The 21,945-nt window shown below is 43.2% G+C and carries 23 protein-coding genes; 19 read left to right on the top strand and 4 right to left on the bottom strand.

Annotated features, from left to right (window positions below; translation table 11 throughout):
* The first annotated feature begins 20 nt into the window (after positions 1-20).
* From rpsK to rplQ, 4 genes are all read left to right on the top strand, one after another.
* Positions 21-410 carry a 30S ribosomal protein S11 gene (gene rpsK / locus I3248_RS04195; RefSeq protein WP_025644368.1) on the top strand — a complete coding sequence of 130 codons (390 nt, stop codon included), beginning with the start codon at positions 21-23 and terminating at the stop codon, positions 408-410.
* A 48-nt stretch (positions 411-458) separates the two neighbouring features.
* Positions 459-1,100 (top strand): 30S ribosomal protein S4, encoded by a 642-nt coding sequence (gene rpsD / locus I3248_RS04190; RefSeq protein ID WP_025644367.1) that lies wholly within the window; start codon positions 459-461, stop codon positions 1,098-1,100.
* Positions 1,101-1,181: 81 nt separating this feature from the next.
* Positions 1,182-2,189, top strand: a complete 1,008-nt coding sequence (gene rpoA / locus I3248_RS04185; protein ID WP_025644365.1) for a DNA-directed RNA polymerase subunit alpha — start codon at positions 1,182-1,184, stop codon at positions 2,187-2,189.
* Between the two features lie 19 nt (positions 2,190-2,208).
* Complete coding sequence (gene rplQ / locus I3248_RS04180; RefSeq protein ID WP_025644362.1) at positions 2,209-2,568, top strand: 50S ribosomal protein L17; 360 nt, start codon at positions 2,209-2,211, stop codon at positions 2,566-2,568.
* Between the two features lie 202 nt (positions 2,569-2,770).
* On the opposite strand, the gene I3248_RS04175 is transcribed toward rplQ, so the two are convergent.
* Positions 2,771-3,391, bottom strand: a complete 621-nt coding sequence (locus I3248_RS04175; RefSeq protein WP_025644360.1) for an L-threonylcarbamoyladenylate synthase — start codon at positions 3,389-3,391, stop codon at positions 2,771-2,773.
* Positions 3,392-3,541: 150 nt separating this feature from the next.
* Positions 3,542-4,255 carry an elongation factor P hydroxylase gene (locus I3248_RS04170; protein WP_238062657.1) on the bottom strand — a complete coding sequence of 238 codons (714 nt, stop codon included), beginning with the start codon at positions 4,253-4,255 and terminating at the stop codon, positions 3,542-3,544.
* A 205-nt stretch (positions 4,256-4,460) separates the two neighbouring features.
* Between I3248_RS04170 and I3248_RS04165 the strand changes: the two genes are divergently transcribed.
* The 6 genes from I3248_RS04165 (at position 4,461) to lysM (ending at position 8,968) form a co-directional block, all read left to right on the top strand.
* A complete protein-coding gene (locus I3248_RS04165; RefSeq protein WP_201558535.1) occupies positions 4,461-5,054 on the top strand; it encodes a DUF177 domain-containing protein in 594 nt (197 codons plus the stop codon).
* A gap of 299 nt (positions 5,055-5,353) precedes the next feature.
* Complete coding sequence (rpmF, locus tag I3248_RS04160) at positions 5,354-5,536, top strand: 50S ribosomal protein L32 (RefSeq protein WP_025644354.1); 183 nt, start codon at positions 5,354-5,356, stop codon at positions 5,534-5,536.
* Positions 5,537-5,970: 434 nt separating this feature from the next.
* The gene (gene fabD, locus I3248_RS04155) at positions 5,971-6,945 is read left to right on the top strand and encodes an ACP S-malonyltransferase (protein ID WP_238062656.1); all 975 of its coding nucleotides are present in this window, start codon (positions 5,971-5,973) and stop codon (positions 6,943-6,945) included.
* A complete protein-coding gene (fabG, locus tag I3248_RS04150; protein ID WP_025644350.1) occupies positions 6,942-7,670 on the top strand; it encodes a 3-oxoacyl-ACP reductase FabG in 729 nt (242 codons plus the stop codon). Before fabD ends, fabG begins: the two co-directional genes overlap by 4 nt.
* A gap of 309 nt (positions 7,671-7,979) precedes the next feature.
* The gene (acpP, locus tag I3248_RS04145) at positions 7,980-8,219 is read left to right on the top strand and encodes an acyl carrier protein (RefSeq protein ID WP_025644348.1); all 240 of its coding nucleotides are present in this window, start codon (positions 7,980-7,982) and stop codon (positions 8,217-8,219) included.
* 239 nt (positions 8,220-8,458) lie between these two features.
* The gene (gene lysM, locus I3248_RS04140) at positions 8,459-8,968 is read left to right on the top strand and encodes a peptidoglycan-binding protein LysM (RefSeq protein ID WP_201611313.1); all 510 of its coding nucleotides are present in this window, start codon (positions 8,459-8,461) and stop codon (positions 8,966-8,968) included.
* Positions 8,969-9,059: 91 nt separating this feature from the next.
* Here the strand turns inward: lysM and queG are convergent, their stop codons facing one another.
* Positions 9,060-10,244 (bottom strand): tRNA epoxyqueuosine(34) reductase QueG, encoded by a 1,185-nt coding sequence (queG, locus tag I3248_RS04135; protein ID WP_238062655.1) that lies wholly within the window; start codon positions 10,242-10,244, stop codon positions 9,060-9,062.
* A gap of 206 nt (positions 10,245-10,450) precedes the next feature.
* Here queG and I3248_RS04130 point away from each other — a divergent pair, with 206 nt between their 5' ends.
* Entirely contained in the window at positions 10,451-12,271 is a 1,821-nt protein-coding gene (locus I3248_RS04130; RefSeq protein WP_238062654.1) for an NAD(P)H-hydrate dehydratase, read from the top strand.
* A 59-nt stretch (positions 12,272-12,330) separates the two neighbouring features.
* Here the strand turns inward: I3248_RS04130 and I3248_RS04125 are convergent, their stop codons facing one another.
* On the bottom strand, positions 12,331-12,822 hold the full coding sequence (locus I3248_RS04125; protein WP_238062653.1) for a DUF4124 domain-containing protein: 492 nt from the start codon (positions 12,820-12,822) through the stop codon (positions 12,331-12,333).
* Between the two features lie 1,062 nt (positions 12,823-13,884).
* Between I3248_RS04125 and I3248_RS04120 the strand changes: the two genes are divergently transcribed.
* The 8 genes from I3248_RS04120 (at position 13,885) to I3248_RS04085 (ending at position 21,745) form a co-directional block, all read left to right on the top strand.
* Positions 13,885-15,597, top strand: coding sequence for an acetolactate synthase 3 large subunit (locus I3248_RS04120; RefSeq protein ID WP_238062675.1), 1,713 nt, complete (start codon positions 13,885-13,887; stop codon positions 15,595-15,597).
* A complete protein-coding gene (gene ilvN, locus I3248_RS04115; protein ID WP_025644334.1) occupies positions 15,597-16,094 on the top strand; it encodes an acetolactate synthase small subunit in 498 nt (165 codons plus the stop codon). The genes I3248_RS04120 and ilvN overlap by 1 nt, the downstream gene beginning before the upstream one ends.
* Positions 16,095-16,261: 167 nt before the next feature.
* Positions 16,262-17,278, top strand: coding sequence for a ketol-acid reductoisomerase (ilvC, locus tag I3248_RS04110; RefSeq protein ID WP_025644332.1), 1,017 nt, complete (start codon positions 16,262-16,264; stop codon positions 17,276-17,278).
* Between the two features lie 444 nt (positions 17,279-17,722).
* Positions 17,723-18,148: a hypothetical protein gene (locus I3248_RS04105; RefSeq protein WP_238062652.1), complete on the top strand. Its 426-nt coding sequence runs from the start codon at positions 17,723-17,725 to the stop codon at positions 18,146-18,148.
* A 269-nt stretch (positions 18,149-18,417) separates the two neighbouring features.
* Positions 18,418-18,630 carry a cold-shock protein gene (locus tag I3248_RS04100; protein WP_025644328.1) on the top strand — a complete coding sequence of 71 codons (213 nt, stop codon included), beginning with the start codon at positions 18,418-18,420 and terminating at the stop codon, positions 18,628-18,630.
* 344 nt (positions 18,631-18,974) lie between these two features.
* Positions 18,975-19,568 (top strand): YetF domain-containing protein, encoded by a 594-nt coding sequence (locus tag I3248_RS04095; protein ID WP_025644326.1) that lies wholly within the window; start codon positions 18,975-18,977, stop codon positions 19,566-19,568.
* Positions 19,569-19,901: 333 nt separating this feature from the next.
* On the top strand, positions 19,902-20,651 hold the full coding sequence (locus tag I3248_RS04090) for an electron transfer flavoprotein subunit beta/FixA family protein (protein WP_025644324.1): 750 nt from the start codon (positions 19,902-19,904) through the stop codon (positions 20,649-20,651).
* Positions 20,652-20,812: 161 nt separating this feature from the next.
* On the top strand, positions 20,813-21,745 hold the full coding sequence (locus tag I3248_RS04085; protein WP_201558460.1) for an FAD-binding protein: 933 nt from the start codon (positions 20,813-20,815) through the stop codon (positions 21,743-21,745).
* Positions 21,746-21,945: the final 200 nt, after the last annotated feature.

Genomic DNA, 21,945 nt, shown 5'->3' with positions numbered 1-21,945 from the left:
TTAACTTAGGAAGCTAAAAGATGGCTAAAGACACTCGTAGTCGCAAAAAGGTGACTCGTCGTTCAGTATCGGAGGGCGTTGCCCATATCCATGCGTCTTTTAATAACACCATTGTAACGATTACCGATCGTCAAGGTAATGCATTGGCTTGGGCCACTTCAGGTGGACAAGGCTTCCGTGGTTCACGTAAATCTACACCATTTGCCGCTCAGGTTGCAGCTGAAGTCGCTGGTAAAGCGGCTCAAGAATATGGTGTTAAGAATGTCGATGTTTTGGTCAAAGGACCAGGACCGGGTCGTGAGTCTGCGGTAAGAGCACTAGGTGCATTGGGTTATAAAATTAACAGCATCTCTGATGTAACCCCAATCCCACACAATGGTTGCCGTGCGCCGAAAAAGCGCCGCGTCTAATATTAGAGACGAAGCTTTTAATAATAAGAGCTTAAAGGAGACAGAACAATGGCCCGTTATATTGGACCAAAACTCAAATTATCACGTCGCGAAGGCACTGACTTAGGCCTTAAGTCTGGTGTTAAGCCGTATGATGTTAAAACAAAGAAAGCTGGTCGTCCACCTGGTCAGCACGGTGTAAGCCGTAACAAGAGCTCAGAGTATTCTCTACAGCTACGCGAAAAACAAAAAGTTAAGCGTATCTATGGCGTACTTGAGCGTCAATTTGCAAACTACTACAAAGAAGCGGCGCGTAAGCGCGGTGCTACGGGTGAGAACCTACTAGCTATGCTTGAGAGTCGTTTGGATAACGTGGTATACCGCATGGGCTTTGGCTCAACTCGCGCTGAAGCACGTCAGCTAGTCAGCCATCGCACTGTTATGGTAAAAAAAGCTGGCCGTGATGAGTTTGTTCGTGTGAACATTCCATCAATCCAGTTGCAAGATGGTGATGTCATTGCTATTCAAGAGAAGTCTCGCGAACAGCTACGTATTAAAAACGCTATGGAACTAGCATCACAACGTGGTATTCCAGAATGGCTTGATGTTGACAACAGCAAACTACAGGGCACGTTTAAACATGCTCCAGATCGTATTGATCTACCTGCTGAAATCAACGAAAGCTTGATCGTTGAGCTATACTCTAAGTAAGTAACGTACTGCTCAATGTTATGCTTATAGCATTGAGCCATTAACGTTAATTAATCCAGATAAACAAATCGAGGTGACATCATGATGCTAAATGCAACTGAGTTTCTAACGCCGAATGCCATTAACGTGGATACGGTTAACGAGACGATTGCGAAAGTCACGCTCGAACCGTTAGAACGCGGCTTTGGTCATACCTTAGGGAATGCCCTGCGTCGCATCTTGTTATCTTCATTACCTGGTGCTGCAGTCATCGAAGCTGAGATTGATGGTGTTGACCATGAATACTCAACTTTAGAGGGTCTGCAAGAAGATGTCCTTGACTTGCTTTTGAATTTAAAAGGCTTGGCATTGACGCTTCATGACCAAAATGAAGTATTCTTGACCTTGGATAAACAAGGTCCAGGCACCATTACTGCTGCAGATATTGAATTGCCGCACAACGTAGACATTATTAACCCAGAGTTAGTATTGGGTACGTTGAGTGAGCGCGGTCATCTTAAGATGCGTCTGCGCGTAGTGATGGGTCGTGGATATGAGCCAGCAAATCAGCGCCGTGAAGATGGTGATACCAAAGCGATTGGCCGCTTAAAGCTTGATGCAAGCTTTAGCCCAGTACTGCGGGTTGCTTATCAAGTAGAGAACGCTCGTGTTGAACAGCGTACTGACCTTGATCGTCTTATCATTGAGCTTGAAACTAATGGCACTATAGATCCAGAAGAAGCAATTCGTAAAGCGGCCACTATTTTACAACAACAGATTTCAATCTTTGTTGATTTAGAAGCTGAAGAAGCGCCTGAGCCTGTGAAAGAGAAAGAAGAGGTCGATCCTGTGCTATTACGCCCTGTGGACGATCTTGAACTAACGGTTCGCTCAGCCAACTGCTTAAAAGCTGAAAACATTTACTATATCGGTGATTTGGTACAGCGTTCAGAGACTGAACTTCTAAAAACCCCAAATCTTGGTAAGAAGTCATTAACCGAAATCAAAGACGTTTTGGCGTCTAAAGATTTAGAGCTTGGTATGCGCCTAGATAACTGGCCACCAGCTGACCTGCGGGTTGATGATCGCTTCTCTTATCGCAGCCGTTAAACATTAAGGATATTTGACTATGCGCCATCGTAAGAGTGGAGTCAAGCTGGGTCGTACCGGCAGTCATCGTAAAGCAATGTTCCAGAACATGACCAACTCATTGTTTGAGCATGAACTGATCAAAACAACTTTACCAAAAGCTAAAGAATTACGCCGCGTTGCCGAGCCATTAATTACTCTAGCAAAAGAAGATAGCGTTGCTAACCGTCGCTTGGCATTTAGCCGTATGCGCAGCAAAGCTATGGTAGGTAAACTATTTAGCACGTTAGGTCCTCGTTACCAAACGCGTCCAGGTGGTTATCTGCGTATTGTTAAGTGTGGTCACCGTGATGGTGATAACGCACCTATGGCTTATGTAGAATTAGTTGACCGCGACTAGTCTATAAGCCGTTTAGGTTTTGTACAAAAAAGCGCCAATTTATTGGCGCTTTTTTTATGTCTGAAATTTAGATCTAAAACTATTACATTGTTTGTAAGGTGCATTTTATGCTTTAATATTTAAGTGGTTCTTAAAGGCAATCGGCATATGGAATGCACCCTACGTTTATTGAGCAGTTGAAAATACAAATAACGTAAAGCCTTTATAGTAACAAGTCGCTGACATCCGCCGCGCCCTGCCGGATAACCTCAGGTTGACTATTGGTCATATCGACGATAGTAGTCAGCTTAGTAGTCTTAATACCAGCATTTATCAGACCATCAACTTGATTATCTAATAGCTCTTCGATATCGAAAGGATCATCTAAAATATCGTCACGATCAGGTAAAATAAGTGAGCTGGTCAAGATAGGCTCGTCCATCGCTTCTAATAGTGCTTGTGCGATAGGATTGCTCGGTACGCGAATACCGATGGTCTTTTTCTTAGCATGAGCGAGCTTTTTTGGGACATCTTTGGTGGCATTCAAAATAAAAGTAATCGGCGCAGGAGTATGCGCTTTTAGTTGTTTGAATTGGACATTATCGACCGTAGCATAAGTGGCAATCTCACTTAGATCGCGGCACAGCAAGGTGAATTGATGCTTATCATCAAGCTCGCGTATCATCTTTAGCTTCTCTAAAGCGTCCTTAGCGCCTAGACGGCAGCCAAACGCATAGCTGGTATCAGTCGGATAAATAATAAGTTTGTCATCTCGCAGCATGTCAGCGGCTTGCTTGATAAGCCGAGGCTGCGGATTGTCAGGATGAATATACAGCGTTTGCATAATAGCTCCTCGTTTATAGTTCTTTTTTATTGTTTTTCTCATTTATATTAAATAAATGACGATTCAATACCCAGTATAAAATCAAAAAAGTTTTAGATAGTAGTAGTGACAGGTTACAAATGGTGGCGAATCGTTAACTGGTAATTTTTATTAATAAATTGATTGAGTGTCTTTATCAGCAAATAAGCTCAAGAGTGTTTTTAGTAAAGTCTGAGCATCCCTAGGTAAGCTTTGCGGCTGAGCGATATAGTTTTGTGCTTGCCGATAGACGTCACTGGCAAAAGTGCTACGGCTAGTATCGAATTCTGCAAATAGATTGTCTTGGGATACTTGAAAGGGGCGCTGACAAGCTAAAGTAAACAAGCACTCTAAAGCTTGCGGTTTGACCTCAACACGCTCAAAAGCATGCTGCTGGGCTTCACTGCGACCATCTGCTGCATACCAATAGCCAAAGTCGCTTAACTGTCGCCGTGCCTGTCCGGCGATACACCAGTGGCTGATCTCATGCAAAGCGCTATTAAAGAACCCATGCGCGAACTCAATACGGGCTAGGTTACCGTTATTCGCTGGGAAGTATTCTGGCTCATGTGCACCGCGCACCAGCTCTACCTGCTGATCAACAAAGAGCTGATTAAATAGTTGTATCAAAGTTGTAGTCGCTTTATCGTCGTCTGCCAGTAGCTTTAGATCATCAGCATCAAAGCTACTGCAATCGATTGTAAAACTGCTATTCGTTGAGCTAGACTTATTAGCTTCCTTATCAGCTAAGGCATTAAGCGCTTCTAGGAGCCTATTAGCGGCACCGTTGGTCAACAGAGTAGAGAAGTCGGTATGAGTATCAGTTGTCAGGATTGTGGTTATCATAGAGATTTTAATTATATAGAAAAGTCGCTCGTAACAATTAGCGATAAAAGACTAAAAATTGATGACTAAAAACAGAGCTATTAGTACTAATAATTCGCAGTTTTAACGCTGCAAAAACAGTAACATACTTGCGCTAGTGTCCTACCGCGCTTTCAGTTAGTATGGCAAGCAATATTATACCCCATTTTGATCAGCGAGGCCGCTTATGTCACCTTCTCAAACTAACTCTAAATCAGAGACTGTCACTCAAGATAATAAAGCGTCATCTCACGTACGTATGCCTGAATACATCTCTTTGAACAAATGGGAAGATACGGGCTTTGAGTGGCAAGGTGAAGTCGATCCTACTTCCTTTGAGCGCTTAGCTGCTTCGTTGACTGATGAGCATCAACAGACTAATTTGCCAGTACACACGCATCTATACCGTCGTAATAATGTTTTGCATTTATCCTTTGAGGTAGAAGGCGAGGTGTGGTTGACTTGCCAACGCTGTTTGCAGCCTGTAGCGACGTCCTTAACCGATGACTATGATATTGCATTGCTAGAAGATGAGAGCCAGGCAAGTTTGGTGGATGAGGAGCAAGACTATTTGCTTCTTGAGGAAATAGTGGATAACCAAACTCCTGAGCGCTTACTACCGCTCAAAAAGCTTATTGAAGATGAGCTACTACTCAAGATGCCTTTAGCGCCCAAACATGACGACTGTGAAATGAGCGTTGAGCAGTTTGGAGAGATACCAGAAGAGGAAGAGGGCGAAAACCCTTTTGCTGCTTTATCAGCATTGAAGGGCAAGTTGTAATTTTTTACTAGCCTATTTTGTGACTAGGCACAGAAGAGTTTGACGCAGGGCTTTATTAATCTGATAAATCCGCGTATAATGTCCCGTTTATTGCATTCTAGTAAGGCGCTGCTGGTCGCTGAGCTTGTATTAACCAAGGCTTAGTGAGATTCAATTGGCAGGTTAAACAGATAGCAAACTCATTAATTTAGTACTGTGTTAAGTTTTCGTGGTTGATGTTTGATAGATCATAAGCTTAAGTCAGTATCGATTAAAGCTGAATTTTAAGCTTACCCCTTTTTAAGTATAGGAGCTATATCATGGCTGTTCAAAAAAGTCGTAAAAGCCGTTCTCGTCGTGACATGCGCCGTTCACACCACCGTATGGAAGTGGCTGAGCTGAGCGTAGATGCTACTACTGGTGAGAAACATCGTCGTCATCATATGACTAAAGACGGATTCTATCGCGGTCGTCAGTTATTCAAAGTTGCTCAAGACGCTTAATCTATTGCTTGATAAGTAAACGTATCAATAAATAGTAGCTAACTATAATAGTAGCTATTATTCGTTAAGATGTTTGCTGTTGAACATACAGATTATAAAAAAGCCAAGTTATCTTGCTATCATATATTGTATAGCGTGGTGGCTTGGCTTTTTGCCATTTAGAATTTGATGAATAATGTAGTCACCGTCTCATATATGGTGGTTGTTTAATTGATATCATTTATTAGCGCTATAATAATCTGAGTACAGTTGTTAACTATGATAATTGAGCAGAGCAGTGTATAGTTTGCTCATGATTATGATGAATCATAAATGAATGAGCTATTATTTATTATTACAGACGATGAGCTGCTAAATACAATTTATGATAACTGACCCGTTTATTATATTTGCTTATTATCAAAAGCGCTTTTAATCACTAAGGAATATTGGCTATGGCATTAACGCCTGATACGATAACAACGAAGCCCCGTATAGCAATTGTCTTTCCTGGGCAAGGTGCGCAAGCAGTCGGCATGACCGCAGAGCTGAGCGAAATCTACCCGCAGATTCGTGATACATTCGCTGAGGCTAGCACTGCGCTGGGAGAGGATTTGTGGGCGATTTGTCAAGACGAGGATAAGCTCAACCAGACTCAGTATACTCAGCCTGCGCTATTAGCAGCGAGTATCGCTATTTGGCGTATCTTACAAGAAAAGCTGACTGAGGCGAATATTACTCCTTGCTACCTAGCGGGGCATTCTCTTGGAGAGTACAGTGCGCTGTGTGCTTCTGGAGTGCTTAGTTTTGCTGATGCGATACAGCTAGTACATAAACGTGGTCAACTAATGCAAGAGGCGGTTGCCGGTATCGATACTGCTATGGCTGCTGTATTAGGTCTTGAAGATAGCCGCGTCGAAACCTTATGTGAGCAAGCGACTGAGCATGTAGATGATGCTATTGTTAACGCTGCAAACTTCAATAGCCCTGGGCAAGTGGTGATCTCTGGCAATGCGCTAGGCGTTGCTGCCGTCATCGACAAAGTACAGAACACGGGCAAAAAAGCGATACCTCTCAAGGTCAGTGTGCCTTCTCATTGCGCTTTGATGGAACCTGCTAGCCAAGCATTAGCCGAAGCTTTGGCAGCTATTAATTTCGATCAAGCGACGATTCCGGTGATCCAAAATCGCCATGCACGGGTCGAGACCAGTTCGCCCAGTATCAAGCAAGCGTTGACCGAGCAGCTCAGTGAAGCGGTGCTATGGTCAAAAACTATGCAAGAGCTCGCATACAAACAAATCAATATTCTAATCGAATGCGGCAGTGGTAATGTACTGAGCAATTTGGCCAAGCGTCAAGCTCAACCGATTACCAGCTATCCAACGGACAAGCCTGCTCGTCTTGATAAATTAATGGAGGCACTATCATGAGTCGTACAATTACCTTAGTTTCTGGTGCTAGCCGAGGCATAGGCAAGGCGGTTGCCAAGCGCTTTGCTAAAGAAGGTCATTTTGTCATTGGTACCGCAACGACTGAGAAGGGCGCAGCCCTCATCGACGATTATCTGCATGATTCAGGTGGTATAGGCCGAGTATTAGACGTTCGAGACCCTGAACAAATCGATAAGCTGTTTGAAGAGATTGAGAGTGTCTACGGTGCGGTACAAGTACTCGTTAACAATGCTGGCATCACTAAAGACGGCTTGCTTATGCGTATGAAAGATGAAGATTGGGAAAGTGTCATCGACACTAACCTGACCTCAGTGTACCGGATGAGCAAACGTGCGGTTCGCGGTATGATGAAAGCGCGCCGTGGCCGTATTATCAATATCAGCTCAGTAGTCGCTAAGATGGGTAATGCTGGACAGTCGAACTACGCCGCGACTAAAGCAGGTCTTGAAGGTTTTAGCCGAACGCTTGCGCGCGAGATCGGCTCACGGCAGGTGACTATCAATTGCGTGGCACCCGGTCTGATCGAAACGGATATGACGGACGAGCTTGACGAGCGTCTGCTCAACTCTATGTTAGATGCAGTGCCTATCGGGCGTTTGGGTCAGCCAGAAGATATCGCTGCTGCGGTGTTATTTTTAGCAGGTGACGAAGCCAGTTATATCACAGGAGCGGTTATTCCAGTCAACGGCGGCATGTATATGTAGTGCGCTGCAATGATATACTGTGCTTATATGTAGTGCGCTACACTAAGCACAAAAAGTTAAATATTAAAAAGTTACATTAGCACAATAAAAAACTGTGTGAACGAGTGTAAACTCTAATAAATACTGTTATAATAACGGACACTTTTAGGCCAAACCCCTGTATTATAGCAATTGGTTATTCGGGTCAAAAACTGATAATGATATCGAGCTATCTGTAACCAGTCAGCACTATCACAGTTTAACTAAGCCCTTAACGCTTCAGATAATTGCTATAATTCCCAAATTGATAGACACTAAGGAGTACTTTGTATGAGCAATAACGATATTGAGCTAAGAATAAAATCTGCCGTAGCAGAGCAGTTAGGCATGAACGTTGAAGATATCAAAAACGAAGCTTCATTCATGGAAGACTTAGGCGCTGACTCTTTGGACTTAGTTGAGCTAGTTATGTCATTTGAAAGTGATTTCGGTATCACTATCCCTGATGAAGACTCAGCAGAATTGACTACAGTACAAAAAGCTATCGATTACGTACAAGCCCAGCTGTAATATGGTATCAGTTTACCCTATTATCAGCGAGCTGCTGCGCCGTTTATCTTAATAGATAAGCGGTTTTTTTTTGGCTCGCATTTATGACTAGCATTGATATTAAGCTAAACCTATTCCATAAGGTGACATAAGTTTTCATAAGTTTAACATTACTCAACATACCGCTACTATGCAAACCTCTAGCCTTTGTTATACTTATAAAGCAAATAATAGATAACAACATCAAAAGGAGTAATTAGATGGGAATGTTCAGTTTTGCAAAAGACATTGGTGATAAGATTTTTAATCGTGATGATGACAAGCACGATGCAAAAAAAGAAACTCAAGCAGACGCTAATACCCCAGTAAAAGATAACGAACCATCGGCGCAGTCGGTGGCGAATATTTTGCTACGTCGTATTCAGCAGCAGAATCTGCAGATCAGTAATTTAAAAGTCAAATATAATGGTTCTACTGATACTGCTGAAATCAGCGGTAATGCAAAGACTCAAGCGGACCGCGAAAAAGCGATTATTGCTATTGGTAACGTCCAAAACGTAGCAAAGGTTATCGACAATATCGATATCGAAGAAGATGCGCCAGAATCTACCATGTACACAGTAAAATCAGGTGACAGTCTCTCAAAAATCGCTCAAGACGTTTATGGCTCTTCAGGCGACTATATGAAAATATTTGAAGCTAACAAACCTATGCTGTCAGATCCAGATAAGATTTATCCCGGTCAAGTACTGCGTATTCCTAAGCCATAATGCTGCCAACTTATTTTTAACCCATTAACTGGGTAAAAAGTAATATTTTGATGAACGCTTCTTATTTAATAAGAGGCGTTTTTTTATTGGTTTAACTTGAAGGGGAAGTCTTGTTAGCGGTTAATTTGCTAGTTTGCTCTTCTATAGCCCAGTGAATATGCTCATCCAAAACGTCATTGTGTCGACCAAGTCTAGATTTTAATTGCTCAATATTAATATCATCAGCAGTGGCGTTGCCTAGACCGATAGCGATATTACGCAGAAAGTTCACATAGCCGGTACGGCGTAGCGGGCTGCCTTGGGTGTATTGTAAAAAATCCGCCTCGCTCCATTGCCAAAGCTCAAGCAGACTACTGCTATCGAGTTTATGCCTTGGGGCAAAGTCCTCAACCGTTGTGAGCTTGGCATAACGATTCCAAGGGCATATCAGCTGACAGTCGTCGCAGCCAAACACACGGTTGCCAATAGCGCGGCGATATTTAACATCAATAACGCCGTCATGCTCGATGGTCAAATATGAGATGCAAGCGGCTGCGTTAAGCTCATGCGGACCCACGATTGCCTGAGTAGGACAGATATCGATACAAGCGTGGCAGCTACCGCAATGCGCGGCAACCGGCTGATCATCAGGTAGCTCTAGACTGATAAATAACTCACCCAATACAAAAAAAGAACCGGCTTGTTTATTGAGCAACAAGGTGTGCTTGCCGGTCCAGCCAAGGCCAACAGCATCAGCGATAGGCCGCTCAAAAATAGGCGCAGAGTCGCTAAAAGGCCGAAAGACAAAATTACTATTTGCACCAATATCGTCTCCAATAGCTGATTGCTGCCATTCTGGCAGCATCGCTTCTATCCTCAAAGCCAGTTGTTTGAGGCGACTGCGCATGGTCTTGTGATAGTCGCGCCCGCGAGCATAGCGCGCAATGATACCGTGGTTTGGGCGATCGTCATCTTCAACGGTGCGCGGTTTAGGCGTTTCAGTCAAATAGTCCATACGCACGCTAACGATAGTCTTAGCGCCTTCTACCAACTGCTCAGGATGAGCACGCAGGTGGTGATTGCCATGCATAAACTGTAACTGTCCTTCATAACCTTTCGCTAACCAAAGCTGCAACTGCTCAAGCTGCTGCGCAAATAAAGGATGCTGCACCGATATAAATCCGCAATCGGCAAATCCTAAATCTCGCGCTTGCGCCTTAATCCACTGCTTTATCTCTTCAGGCGAAGAAAAGCTAGGTTTGTCAGTGCTAGGGATAAGGCCAGAAGATGATTTCATAGGATAAGATAAGCGGTCTATATGATTGAGTAAACGGATAATTGAGCGAACGGATGATTAAGTGAACGACAGCTATTATGCCATGACAAGCCGCTCTGACCCAAAAAAGATAGCATAATACCGATGATATCCATACAGAAGTCGCCCTCGACATTTGCTACCCTTATTCTCATCTATTTGTACTCTAAGCTTTATAAGGATTATCTATGTCTACTATTAAAAAGTTATTTTCAAGTCCTGCAACGCTGCCCATCGCTTTGTATACTAGCTCGCAAGTCTATGCTATAGAGCAAGATTGGTTTGCTGATGGCTATAGCAGTTTTGCTTTGATGCAGCAGGCCGCTTGGCAGATGGCGCAGCGCATTATAGACGTTGACGATATCGTGCAAAGTCAAAAAAGTCGCAGGCTGAGTCATGAGAATACCCACCTCACAGCTCAGCAATACAACAGAGACAAGCGCGCCGTTATTTGGGCGGGGCGAGGTAACAATGGCGGTGATGGCTGGCTGATTGCTTTATATTTACAGCGGGCAGGCTGGCAGGTCAAAGTTATGACCGTTGGCATGGCCGCTATCGACAAAGAAGAGAGTAATGACTCAAACAATAGCGATGAGACAGAGCAGGTCAGTGATACCCTTAAAGCCCAGCGCTTAACACTGACCGCTGGTTGCTCTTATCTACGTTTTGAAGATCAGGGTTTTAAAGATAAGGAGTTTGATGAGAGTGATTTCCCTAGAGCAGATGTCTATATCGATGCGCTCTTTGGTATCGGCCTAGATCGCCTACCAACAGGTATTTATCAGCAAGCGATTACCACTTTTAACCGGCTGACTGAGCGTGACTGTGCTTTGGCAGTAGCGGTAGATGTTCCTAGTGGTCTTGTGGCCTCAACAGGACAGGTGTTTGAGCGTTTGGCAGTACGTGCTGATATTACTTTATGCCTTGTCGCGCGTAAGCTTGGTTTACATACCAAAGATGGTAAAGACTATGCTGGTGAAGTTTTGGACATTCCGCTCATACCTATCACTTCTAAACCTATCGTCTCTAAATCGCCTGCGGCTACTTTATTACAGACCGCTTATGCTTTAGCGCCGCGTCAACAAAATAGCTATAAAGGTAGTTATGGTCACGTGTTAATAATAGCTGGCAATCGTGTGGATGGCTCGCAAGGCATGGGCGGCGCAGCAATTTTATCAGCATCAAGTGCTATGGCAACTGGAGCCGGCAAAATTACGGTAGCTTGTCACGACGCTTTTCATGGAGCACTACTGACCTCATTACCAGATGCAATGACTATCGATCTGCATGATGTCGAAGGTGTCAAAACCTTGATTAAAGATGCTAGCGTTATCGCTATAGGCATGGGACTTGGCCGAGATGATAAGGCCAAAGCCTTATTTATCGCTTACCTAAACGCGGCCATCGAAGCGGATAAAGCTATAGTCATTGATGCGGATGGCTTATACCATTTAGCGACCTTACAAAGTGATGAGCATGAGTTAGTTAAAGCACTAAAAGCACATAGTACTCAGCATAAAGTGTATCTGACGCCGCATAGTGGCGAGGCGGCTATGCTATTAAATAAAGAAATTAGCGAAATAGAAGAAGATCGCTTAACCGCCATCAAGCAAGCTGCGGATCAGTATGGTGGCAATTGGGTACTAAAAGGAGCAGGGACGCTTATATTAGAGCAGAATCTACATGATAAAAATAATAATAAACCGAAGGTATATGTCTGTGCTACTGGCAATGCAGGAATGGCAACGGCGGGCATGGGCGATGTGTTATCAGGAGTATGCGCAGGGCTGTTAGCGCAGCTAGACTTGGCTGATGAGGCGCGCAGTCTCAGACAGGCTGTGCTTGTTCACGGCTTAGCAGGTGATGCCTTACTGAATCAATTAACAAGTGATAAGGCTGGCGTTGCTAGTGGCTTATCGCTGAGAGTAGGGCAGCGCGGCATGCAGGCGCAAGATATGCCAGCGGCTGTTCGCTCTGTGATGGAGGCATTAATAGTACCTCATCGATAATATAGGTTTTCTCAAACCGTTTATAAGCTCGCTTAGTATATTGAGCGAGCTTAGTTTTGTTAGCTACAATACTGGCTAATCGCTTGTTGTACTCGTTCACGCTTGAGCTCAATCTCACGGCTGTCTAGATATTCGCGATTACCACTTGCGTCCATCTCATAAATGCGCCCACCCACATTGAGGTTGGTTAAGTTATTACGTAGTGATTGGCAGCGCTGGGCATTGGCGTTGGCTTCTTGTTCTTTGATACGAGCCTCGAGCTGAGCGACTCGCTGAGCTTCAGCGTCTCTAGGAGCAGTATCTGGACTATCGCTAGTTCTATTAGCCATTTGGCCGGCATCAGTTTGACGACCATCACTGCGAAACTCAATCATCTCAACGTTTTCGCCATTATGCGGGGCGTGTTGGCTATATTTAATCTCCCCATGCGCTCCAATAGACTTGTAAACCTGAATCGCATGACTGGCATTCATAGACAATAACAAAATACTACAAGTCGATAAGCCAAAAACAAGCTTAGAGGCGATAGTTGTCAAGGGGGCGTAAGCCATTTTCAGAATCCTTTTTGCCAATGAGAAAACAGGAGGTGTTTATCTATCGATATCTATAGGTAAGCATTAAAGCCTAGCCACATTATACATAATTAAAAAAGCTTAGCTCAATTAAAAAGCCTAACTTCATTTTAGTAAAAATCTTTAAAACTAAATACCAATTATTTTGTTTCAAAGGGAGTTGTAAAACTTATAGTTGGGCTTAGGCTTCATAAGTTTCTCTTGACAATAATAGCCAAAACAGTGACTATAATAACAGTTGGTCAGTGAGCGGCATTTATAATTTTGCCGTAGCACTTGAAAACAAAGTCTCTTAGGCTGCTTATCGGTGGCTTGATAGCTTTATTTTCTTTGTGACAATAGCAGAGCAGGGATAGCGGTCATTCATTGGCCTATTGTTGGTTGTGCTATTTGTCTCCGGACTTATCGGTCTACAATGACTAAGATAAACTTATTATTTTTAACCCTTTACCGCCAAGTCGGTTTGTTGCCATGAGTAATGGCGTATCAATGCTACAAACTAGTTTTGATACCATAAGCTTAAAAGGTGAATCGCTTACGCAAAGACACTAAGAGGCAATTATCATAATTGTTATTAGTGAGTTTGAGCTCTTTTATCTTTAGCGGTTCAGTGACTCATTAGCCTTTATTGGTAGTAACGCACTATTGGTATTTGATTGGTATCTAAATAATAAGCCTCTTTTATAGATGCACTCGCATCTAGTCATCATATATCGATATACCTCTTTAAGCTGACCTTAAAATAGCTGTGTTCAAGTAGCAAGCTGCTTTATGCTTTTTATAAAGCCAAGCTGTTTTTGCATAGTGAGTAGATACTCTTCTATGGACAAAGATAAGCACAACTTTGGGTAGTAGATGTCGGCACAATAAGTCTTTGTGCTCTGATCTATACTCATAAAAGCTGCATCTGCGCTGTAAATAAAGGTGATGATAGTGACGCAAACTACGCAAAGTCCGAATATGACCGGACACACGCAAACGGCTAACGCCGCCAAACATTTTGAAGAAAAGCAACAGCAGCTAGCTGAGAATGAGCCTGTCATGCTCTCTGGCGCTGAGATGCTAATACAAGCGCTGACTGACGAAGGCGTTAAGTATATCTTCGGTTATCCCGGCGGCGCGGTTCTACATATCTATGATGCGCTATTTCAGCAAGAAGTCATTGAGCATATTCTAGTGCGTCATGAGCAGGCGGCAGGCCATATGGCCGATGCCTATTCGCGAGTGACAGGCAATACGGGTGTTGTGCTTGCCACCTCTGGCCCAGGCGCGACCAATACGGTAACGGCTATTGCCACGGCCTTTATGGATTCAGTGCCAATGGTAGTCATCTCAGGACAGGTCCCTAGTAGCCTAATTGGTGAAGATGCGTTCCAAGAGACTGACATGGTTGGGGTCTCGCGCCCAATCGTCAAGCATAGCTTTCAAGTGCGCCATGCCAGCGAGATCCCTACCATCGTCAAAAAAGCCTTTCATATCGCAAGCTCAGGTCGTCCAGGCCCAGTCGTTATCGATGTGCCAAAAGACATGACAGCGCCGAGCGAAAAATACGTTTATGAGTACCCAGAATCGGTATCCATGCGCTCTTACCAGCCATCACAAAAAGGCCATGGCGGTCAGATTAAACGCGCGGTCGAGACTTTATTAGCGGCGAAGCGCCCAGTGGTCTACTCAGGTGGCGGCGTGATTTGGAGCAATGCTTATGAAGAGCTTCGCGATCTTGCGCACCGTTTGAATCTGCCTGTGACCAATACGCTAATGGGTTTAGGGGCTTTTGATGGTACCGACGAGCAGTTCCTCGGGATGCTTGGTATGCATGGTACTTATGAAGCCAATATGAGTATGCATCATGCTGACGTCATCCTAGCGGTAGGAGCGCGTTTTGATGATCGCGTCACCAATAATGTCAAAAAATTCTGCCCGAATGCAACGATTATTCATATTGATATCGATCCGGCTTCTATCTCAAAGACTATCTTCGCTCATATTCCTATCGTTGGCGATGTCAAATCTGTCTTGACTGATATGCTTGATAGCATTGGACATGATAAAGAGCTTGATCAGCCAGCATTAACTGATTGGTGGTCACAAATCAATGAGTGGCGTAAGCGTCATGGCCTACGTTATGACACTAGCACCGAAGATGGTATTAAGCCGCAAAGCGTCGTACAAGCTTTAGACAAAGTGACCAATAGTAATGCTATTATCACAAGCGATGTCGGTCAGCATCAGATGTTTGCCGCGCTGTATTATACCTATAGAGAGCCGCGCCAATGGTTAAACTCAGGCGGCCTTGGCACTATGGGTGTGGGCTTGCCTTATGCTATGGCAGCCAAATTAGCTTGTCCAGATCGCGACGTGGTATGTATCACCGGTGAGGGCTCTATCCAGATGAATATCCAAGAGCTGTCAACGTGCTTACAGTACAATCTGCCTGTCAAAATCTTGAACATCAATAACGCGCAGCTTGGTATGGTTAAGCAGTGGCAAGACATGCTATATGAAGGTCGTCATGCTCAGTCCTACATGAACTCTTTACCTGATTTTATCAAGCTCGCTGAGAGCTATGGGCATGTTGGGATCAAGATTACTGATCCTGAAACCATGGAAGCACAGTTAGCAGAAGCTATGGCGATGACTGACAAGCTAGTATTTATCGATGTCTATGTAGATCGCAATGAACATGTTTATCCGATGCAAGTGGCTGGACAGACGATGCGTGATATGTGGCTAACCAAAGGGGAGCGTACTTAATGCAACAACCACATCTGATCTCGGTATTAATGGAAAACGAAGCAGGGTCGTTGTCGCGATTGGTCGGCTTATTCTCGCAGCGCGGCTACAATATCGAGACTTTGAACGTCGCCCCAACTGATGATCCTACAATCTCGCGTTTGACGCTAACGACGATCACGTCTCCAGAGAAAATAGAGCAAATCACTAAGCAGTTGCATAAGCTTATTGAAGTCGTTAAAGTGCTTAACTTATCCGAAACAGTTCATGTTGAGCGTGAGCTGATGCTGATTAAAGTGCGCGCGACTGGTAATGTCCGTGAAGAGATTAAACGTAGCGCAGATATCTTTCGCGCGCAGATCGTCGATGTCAATGCCAGCTTATACACCATCCAGATCGTCGGTGATAAAGCCAAGCTCGATGGTTTCATTGAGACTATAGGCCGTGAGCGCGTACTTGAAGTCGTCCGCTCTGGGGTGATAGGTATTGCCCGCGGTGAAAAAACGCTAAGTATATAAAACTCATTTTAAGTTTGATATCGAAATTAACACTGTCAGTTATCAGGACTTTAAAACTGATAACTTAAAATTAACAACAAGCTTATAGCGTACAATCAATTAATACATTGGCGATACTATAAGTGTTACTAGCCATGGCTCTCCATGATTAAGGAAAAGGACTCTGTATGAACGTTTTTTATGATAAAGACTGTGATTTATCTATCATCCAAGGCAAAAAAGTCGCTATTATCGGTTATGGCTCACAAGGCCATGCCCATGCGCTAAACCTGCAAGACTCTGGCGTAGACGTCACAGTTGGTCTACGTGCTAACTCTAGCTCTCGCAAAAAAGCTGAAAACGCTGGCTTAAAAGTCGCAGACGTCGCTGAAGCGGTAAAAGCCGCTGACGTGGTCATGATTCTGACGCCTGATGAGTTCCAAAAAGAGCTGTATAAAAATGAGATCGAACCCAACATCAAAGAGGGCGCTACCTTAGCTTTCGCTCATGGTTTTGCGATTCATTATAATCAAGTCGAGCCGCGTAAAGATCTTGATGTCATCATGGTCGCGCCAAAAGCGCCTGGTCATACCGTGCGTAACGAGTTCACTAAAGGCGGCGGTATCCCTGATCTTATCGCTGTCTATCAAGATGCCTCTGGTCAAGCCAAGCAATTAGCTTTATCTTATGCAGCAGGTGTGGGCGGTGGTCGTTCAGGTATTATCGAGACAACTTTCAAAGATGAGACGGAAACGGATCTATTTGGCGAGCAAGCGGTACTTTGCGGCGGCGCAGTAGAGCTGGTCAAAATGGGCTTTGAAACCCTGACCGAAGCTGGCTATGCTCCAGAGATGGCTTACTTTGAGTGCTTGCATGAGCTCAAACTTATCGTCGATCTCATGTATGAAGGCGGTATCGCTGATATGAACTACTCTATCAGTAACAACGCTGAATACGGCGAATACGTCACAGGTACCGAGGTCATCAATGAGCAATCACGTGAGGCGATGCGCAATGCGCTAAAACGCATCCAGTCAGGTGAGTATGCCAAGATGTTCATCTCTGAGGGCGCAACCAACTATCCATCAATGACTGCGCGTCGTCGTAACAACGCTGAGCATCAAATCGAGATCACTGGTGCCAAACTACGCGGCATGATGCCTTGGATCGGTGGTAACAAAATCATCGATAAAGATAAAAACTAAAGCCAACCTGAATAAGGTGTCTTTGTAGTTTTGGGACTTAAGTTTTAAAGTCTAAGTCTTTAAAATCTAAGTACTTAAAATATAAGTACTTAAAATATAAGTTCTAAGATTTTAGTTTCAATCAAAATACTAACCCATGCTATCCGCTCGATGGCATGGGTTTTTTATAAGTAAAAAGTTTATAGTAGAAAAAGCGCCGTCTAGTCCAACAAGGATCTTGAAAACGAGTAGACATTGCCTCATATAAGCACTCAGCTTAGTCTCTGAATCAGTATTTGTAGTGCTCGATATGCTTTTTAAGTCGTTACTGCATGAGTCATTATCATGATTACTATGAATGTATGGTTTACAACTATCGATCTAAAAGCGCGATTTATGTGCTTCTCTCCAGACTAAGCAAAAAATAAGACAAAATTAAATTTAATGTTAACTATAGGTTGTGTTGTGCAAATATCAAATCCAGACTGGCTAACGCCGCAGTTCGTATATATTACTCTTAGCGCCGTAGTCGCTGTTTTGATTTGGATTGAGTGCTCAATGCTCAAGCGCAGTGACGGTAAGCTACCTAAGTCAGCGCTATTTAGGTTCAGCTCATTTGCAGATACCGCTTGGTTTTTTGTCTCAACTATCGCCTTGTACGCTATAGATTTAGCACCAATTGCTGTGGCTGTGCCCGCCGCTTATGGTATTTATACTGTTTTTGGCTGGATATATGGCACGCGACTACTAAAGCGCAAAGGCATTCCAGACTCACCTGCAGATTTGGTGGTACCCGTCAAATATATAGCGTATAGCCAATCTTTTGCATTGATATTCTTCGCTCTGTGTTTATTAGTATTAGCGTCACCTTGGTTACCTATAGCAAGTTAAAGCTTCTCTATTATTTATGGACATAAGACTTACTCATTGGCAAGGATTAACAATTAAAACTTTACAAAAATACCTAATTTAACCTGTCACTATTGATAAAAACTGCTATAATCGAAGAGTACTCATAGGCTGCAAGCCAATAACGGTAAGCAATCGCTAAGATAAATTATTGTGTTAGGTTAAGGGTTCAATCCAAAAGCAGATGGGTATTTATCAATTAATCGGTGATGACTGATGTCGCACCAATCGTTTAAGAGTTAGGAAAAATTATGTCTGATAAAGTTGAAGGCACCGTAAAGTGGTTTAATGAAGCTAAAGGCTTTGGTTTCATCGCACAAGATAATGGCGGTCAAGATGTATTTGCTCATTACAGCGCTATCCAAGGTAGTGGTTTCAAAACACTAGCGGAAGGCCAAAAAGTGTTATTCGTTTTAGGTGAAGGCCAAAAAGGTCCACAAGCTGAGCAAATCGAAGCGCTATAAGTGTATTTACTATAGGGGATAACTGATATCAGTTACTCTTATCTATAGATCTACACGCACAAATGACTATGTTGTGAGAACAACAAACCTATTGTTTAGACTGTATAGCAAAAGCAACCTTTCATCGGGTTGCTTTTTTTTGTCTAAATTTTGGATAAATTGTACAAAAGGCTATCTGCAAATACCTCGATAGCGCTTTGAGAGACAACTGTTTTTGAAGTAAAGCATTACTTACTCATGTTCAACAGTTTGCAGGAGATAATAAAAAGAAAGTAACAAGCGAATCTTGTCTGATATCTTACAATGAATGTCATCTACAAAAACAAAACGACTAGGATAAGAATATGGATTGGCAAACTTGGTTTTCGATTAATTGGCAACAAGTTGTCGGTATAGCACTGTCAGTTATCGGCTTTTATTTTTGTCTGATATTGTTTACTCGTATTGTTGGTTTACGTAGCTTCTCGAAGTTATCGAGTTATGACTTGGCTATGACTGTCGGTATCGGTAGCATATTGGCATCAACCGTATTGTCAAAATCAACGTCGCTGCTGCAAGGCGTGTTTGCTATTGGGATGCTGTTCACGCTGCAAGCAGTACTCTCCATCATTAGACGAAAGTTCAAGCCATTTAAAGCGCTTATAGATAATCAGCCTATTATCTTGATGGCGAATGGAGCGTATCTTTATGACAATCTAAAAGAAGCAAAGCTTAGCGAGAACGATATCAAACAAATCCTACGTAAAAATGGCATAAAATCTAAATCAGAAGTTTTTGCAGTGATTATGGAGACGACAGCTGACATAAGCGTTATAAAATCTAGCGATACCAGTCCTGATTGGTCGCTATTTGACGATATTCGCGATAATGAGATTTTGGTAACGACCTACGATAATGGTATTGAGCAGCAAAGTAGGGTAGACGTATTTTCGAAATAATAACAAAACGTTAAGCAATTTGCAGGTGACAGATGCTATAAAGGGTACTAATAACAAGGCTTTAGGAAAACGAGCAAAGCTATCATTGTTTTAATTATAGTATTTATTCAAATGCTTATAAATTTATGACCCATTATTCACGGCGTCATCTTGACCTAAAAGCCTTGCTCACGCAAGATAGTCGGGTCTTATAAGCTAAGCGTAAATATTTACCACATCCCAGTTTACTGACTATAGTAAACTTATGTGTCAAAGGTAAGATTAATAAAAGTAAGATTTATATTAGCCATCAATGAATGGCTTTAATTCATAATATTCATAAACGAGGAACGTATGAAAGCATTAGTCGCGGTCAAGCGTGTCATTGATTATAACGTAAAAGTTCGTGTCAAAGCTGATAACTCAGGTGTCGACTTATCGAATACTAAGATGTCTATCAACCCATTTGATGAAATCGCTGTAGAAGAGGCAGTACGCCTAAAAGAAGCAGGCGTCATTGATGAGATTATCGTCGCGTCAATCGGACCAAAAGAGTCACAAGAGCAGATCCGTGCAGCTTTAGCACTAGGTGCTGATCGTGGTGTACTCGTCCAAACTGATGAAAAACCATATCCGCTACAAGTTGCTAAAATCTTAAAAAACATCGCTGAGAGCGAGAGCACTGATATCATCTTGTTAGGTAAGCAAGCTATTGATGATGACAACAACCAAACCGGTCAGATGCTAGCGGCGCTGATGGGCGTAGGTCAAGGTACTTTCGCTTCAGAGGTCAAAGTAGAAGGCGATAAAGTCAACGTCACTCGTGAGATTGATGGTGGTTTGCAGACCGTTGCTTTAGATCTACCGGCTATTATCACTACTGATTTACGTCTAAATGAGCCACGCTATGCTAAGCTACCAAACATCATGAAAGCAAAGAAAAAGCCACTTGATGAAAAGACACCAGCTGATTTTGGTGTAGATATGGCTTCTAAGCAGCAAATCACTAAGGTTGAGCCGCCAGCAGAGCGTCAGGCAGGTATCACTGTGAAGTCTGTAGATGAGTTGGTTGATAAGCTAAAAAATGAAGCTAAAGTAATCTAATATTGACTATATATTTGGCAAAGTGATATGCATAGTTTCTTTTAAAATCCGTCTGATTAAAAGATAGAGTGGGGACTGGAGAATAGGACATATTACAAAAGCTGTCATCATAGATATTAAAGCACATAAACGATTACGCGAATATATAAAGGACAAAAACAATGGCCATTTTGGTATATGCAGAACATGACAATGCCAGTCTAAAAAAGGCAACCTTAAATACTATCGCTGCGGCAAAGCAAATGGGCGATGACGTCCATGTATTAGTCGCTGGCAGTAGCGCTCAAGCAGCAGCTGATGAAGCAGCAAAAGCTGAAGGTGTTAGCAAAGTCTTATTAGCGGATAATGCCGCTTACGAGCATCAGCTAGCCGCAAACGTTGCGCTATTGGTAGCTGATATTGCTGGAGACTATAGCCATATTGTTGCCGCTGCGACCACAACCGGTAAGAACTTTATGCCTCGCGTTGCAGCGCTACTTGACGTTAGTATGCTGTCTGAGATCTCAGCAGTAGTAGACGCGCATACTTTTGAGCGTCCTATTTATGCTGGTAACGCGACTGCGACAGTGAAAACCTCAGAAGAAAAAGTAGTTGTCACCGTACGTACGACCGCTTTTGACCCTGTAGCAAGTGAAGGTGGTTCAGCCTCTGTTGAAACTATCGATAATGTACAAGACGCAGGTAAGTCAAGCTTCGTTAATGAAGAGATGGCAGCCTCAGATCGTCCAGAGCTGACTTCAGCTGGTATTGTCGTCTCAGGTGGTCGTGCCTTGGCAAATGGTGAAAACTTCACTAAATACATTGAGCCATTAGCAGATAAGCTAGGCGCTGCTATCGGTGCATCACGCGCCGCTGTAGACGCAGGTTATGTGCCAAACGACATGCAGGTCGGTCAAACAGGTAAGATTGTTGCGCCGCAGCTTTACATCGCCGCTGGTATCTCTGGTGCGATTCAGCATTTAGCAGGTATGAAAGACTCTAAAGTTATCGTTGCGATCAATAATGACCCAGAAGCGCCTATTGCTAGCGTTGCCGATTACTTCTTAGAAGCAGATCTATTCGAAGCTTTACCTGAATTGACTAGCAAAGTATAAAGCTCAACGCTTTTGACTACTAAGAAACTTAATTTGTATCATATAAGCCCTGCTATCATATAGCGGGGCTTTTTATTGAGCTGACTATTGGACTGATTATTAGACTAAGATTATATATTGAGTCGACCTTATATTTTATAAAAATCCGCTTTATAGTAGTTTGAAGTAGTGTTGGTTAGGGTGGGGTTATCGGATAGAGG

The sequence above is a fragment of the Psychrobacter sp. Ps3 genome, assembly GCF_022129275.1.
In the GTDB taxonomy this organism is placed as follows: domain Bacteria; phylum Pseudomonadota; class Gammaproteobacteria; order Pseudomonadales; family Moraxellaceae; genus Psychrobacter; species Psychrobacter submarinus.
The sequence above is the reverse complement of the archived record's forward strand: the minus strand, read 5'-3'. Positions and strand labels throughout refer to the sequence as shown.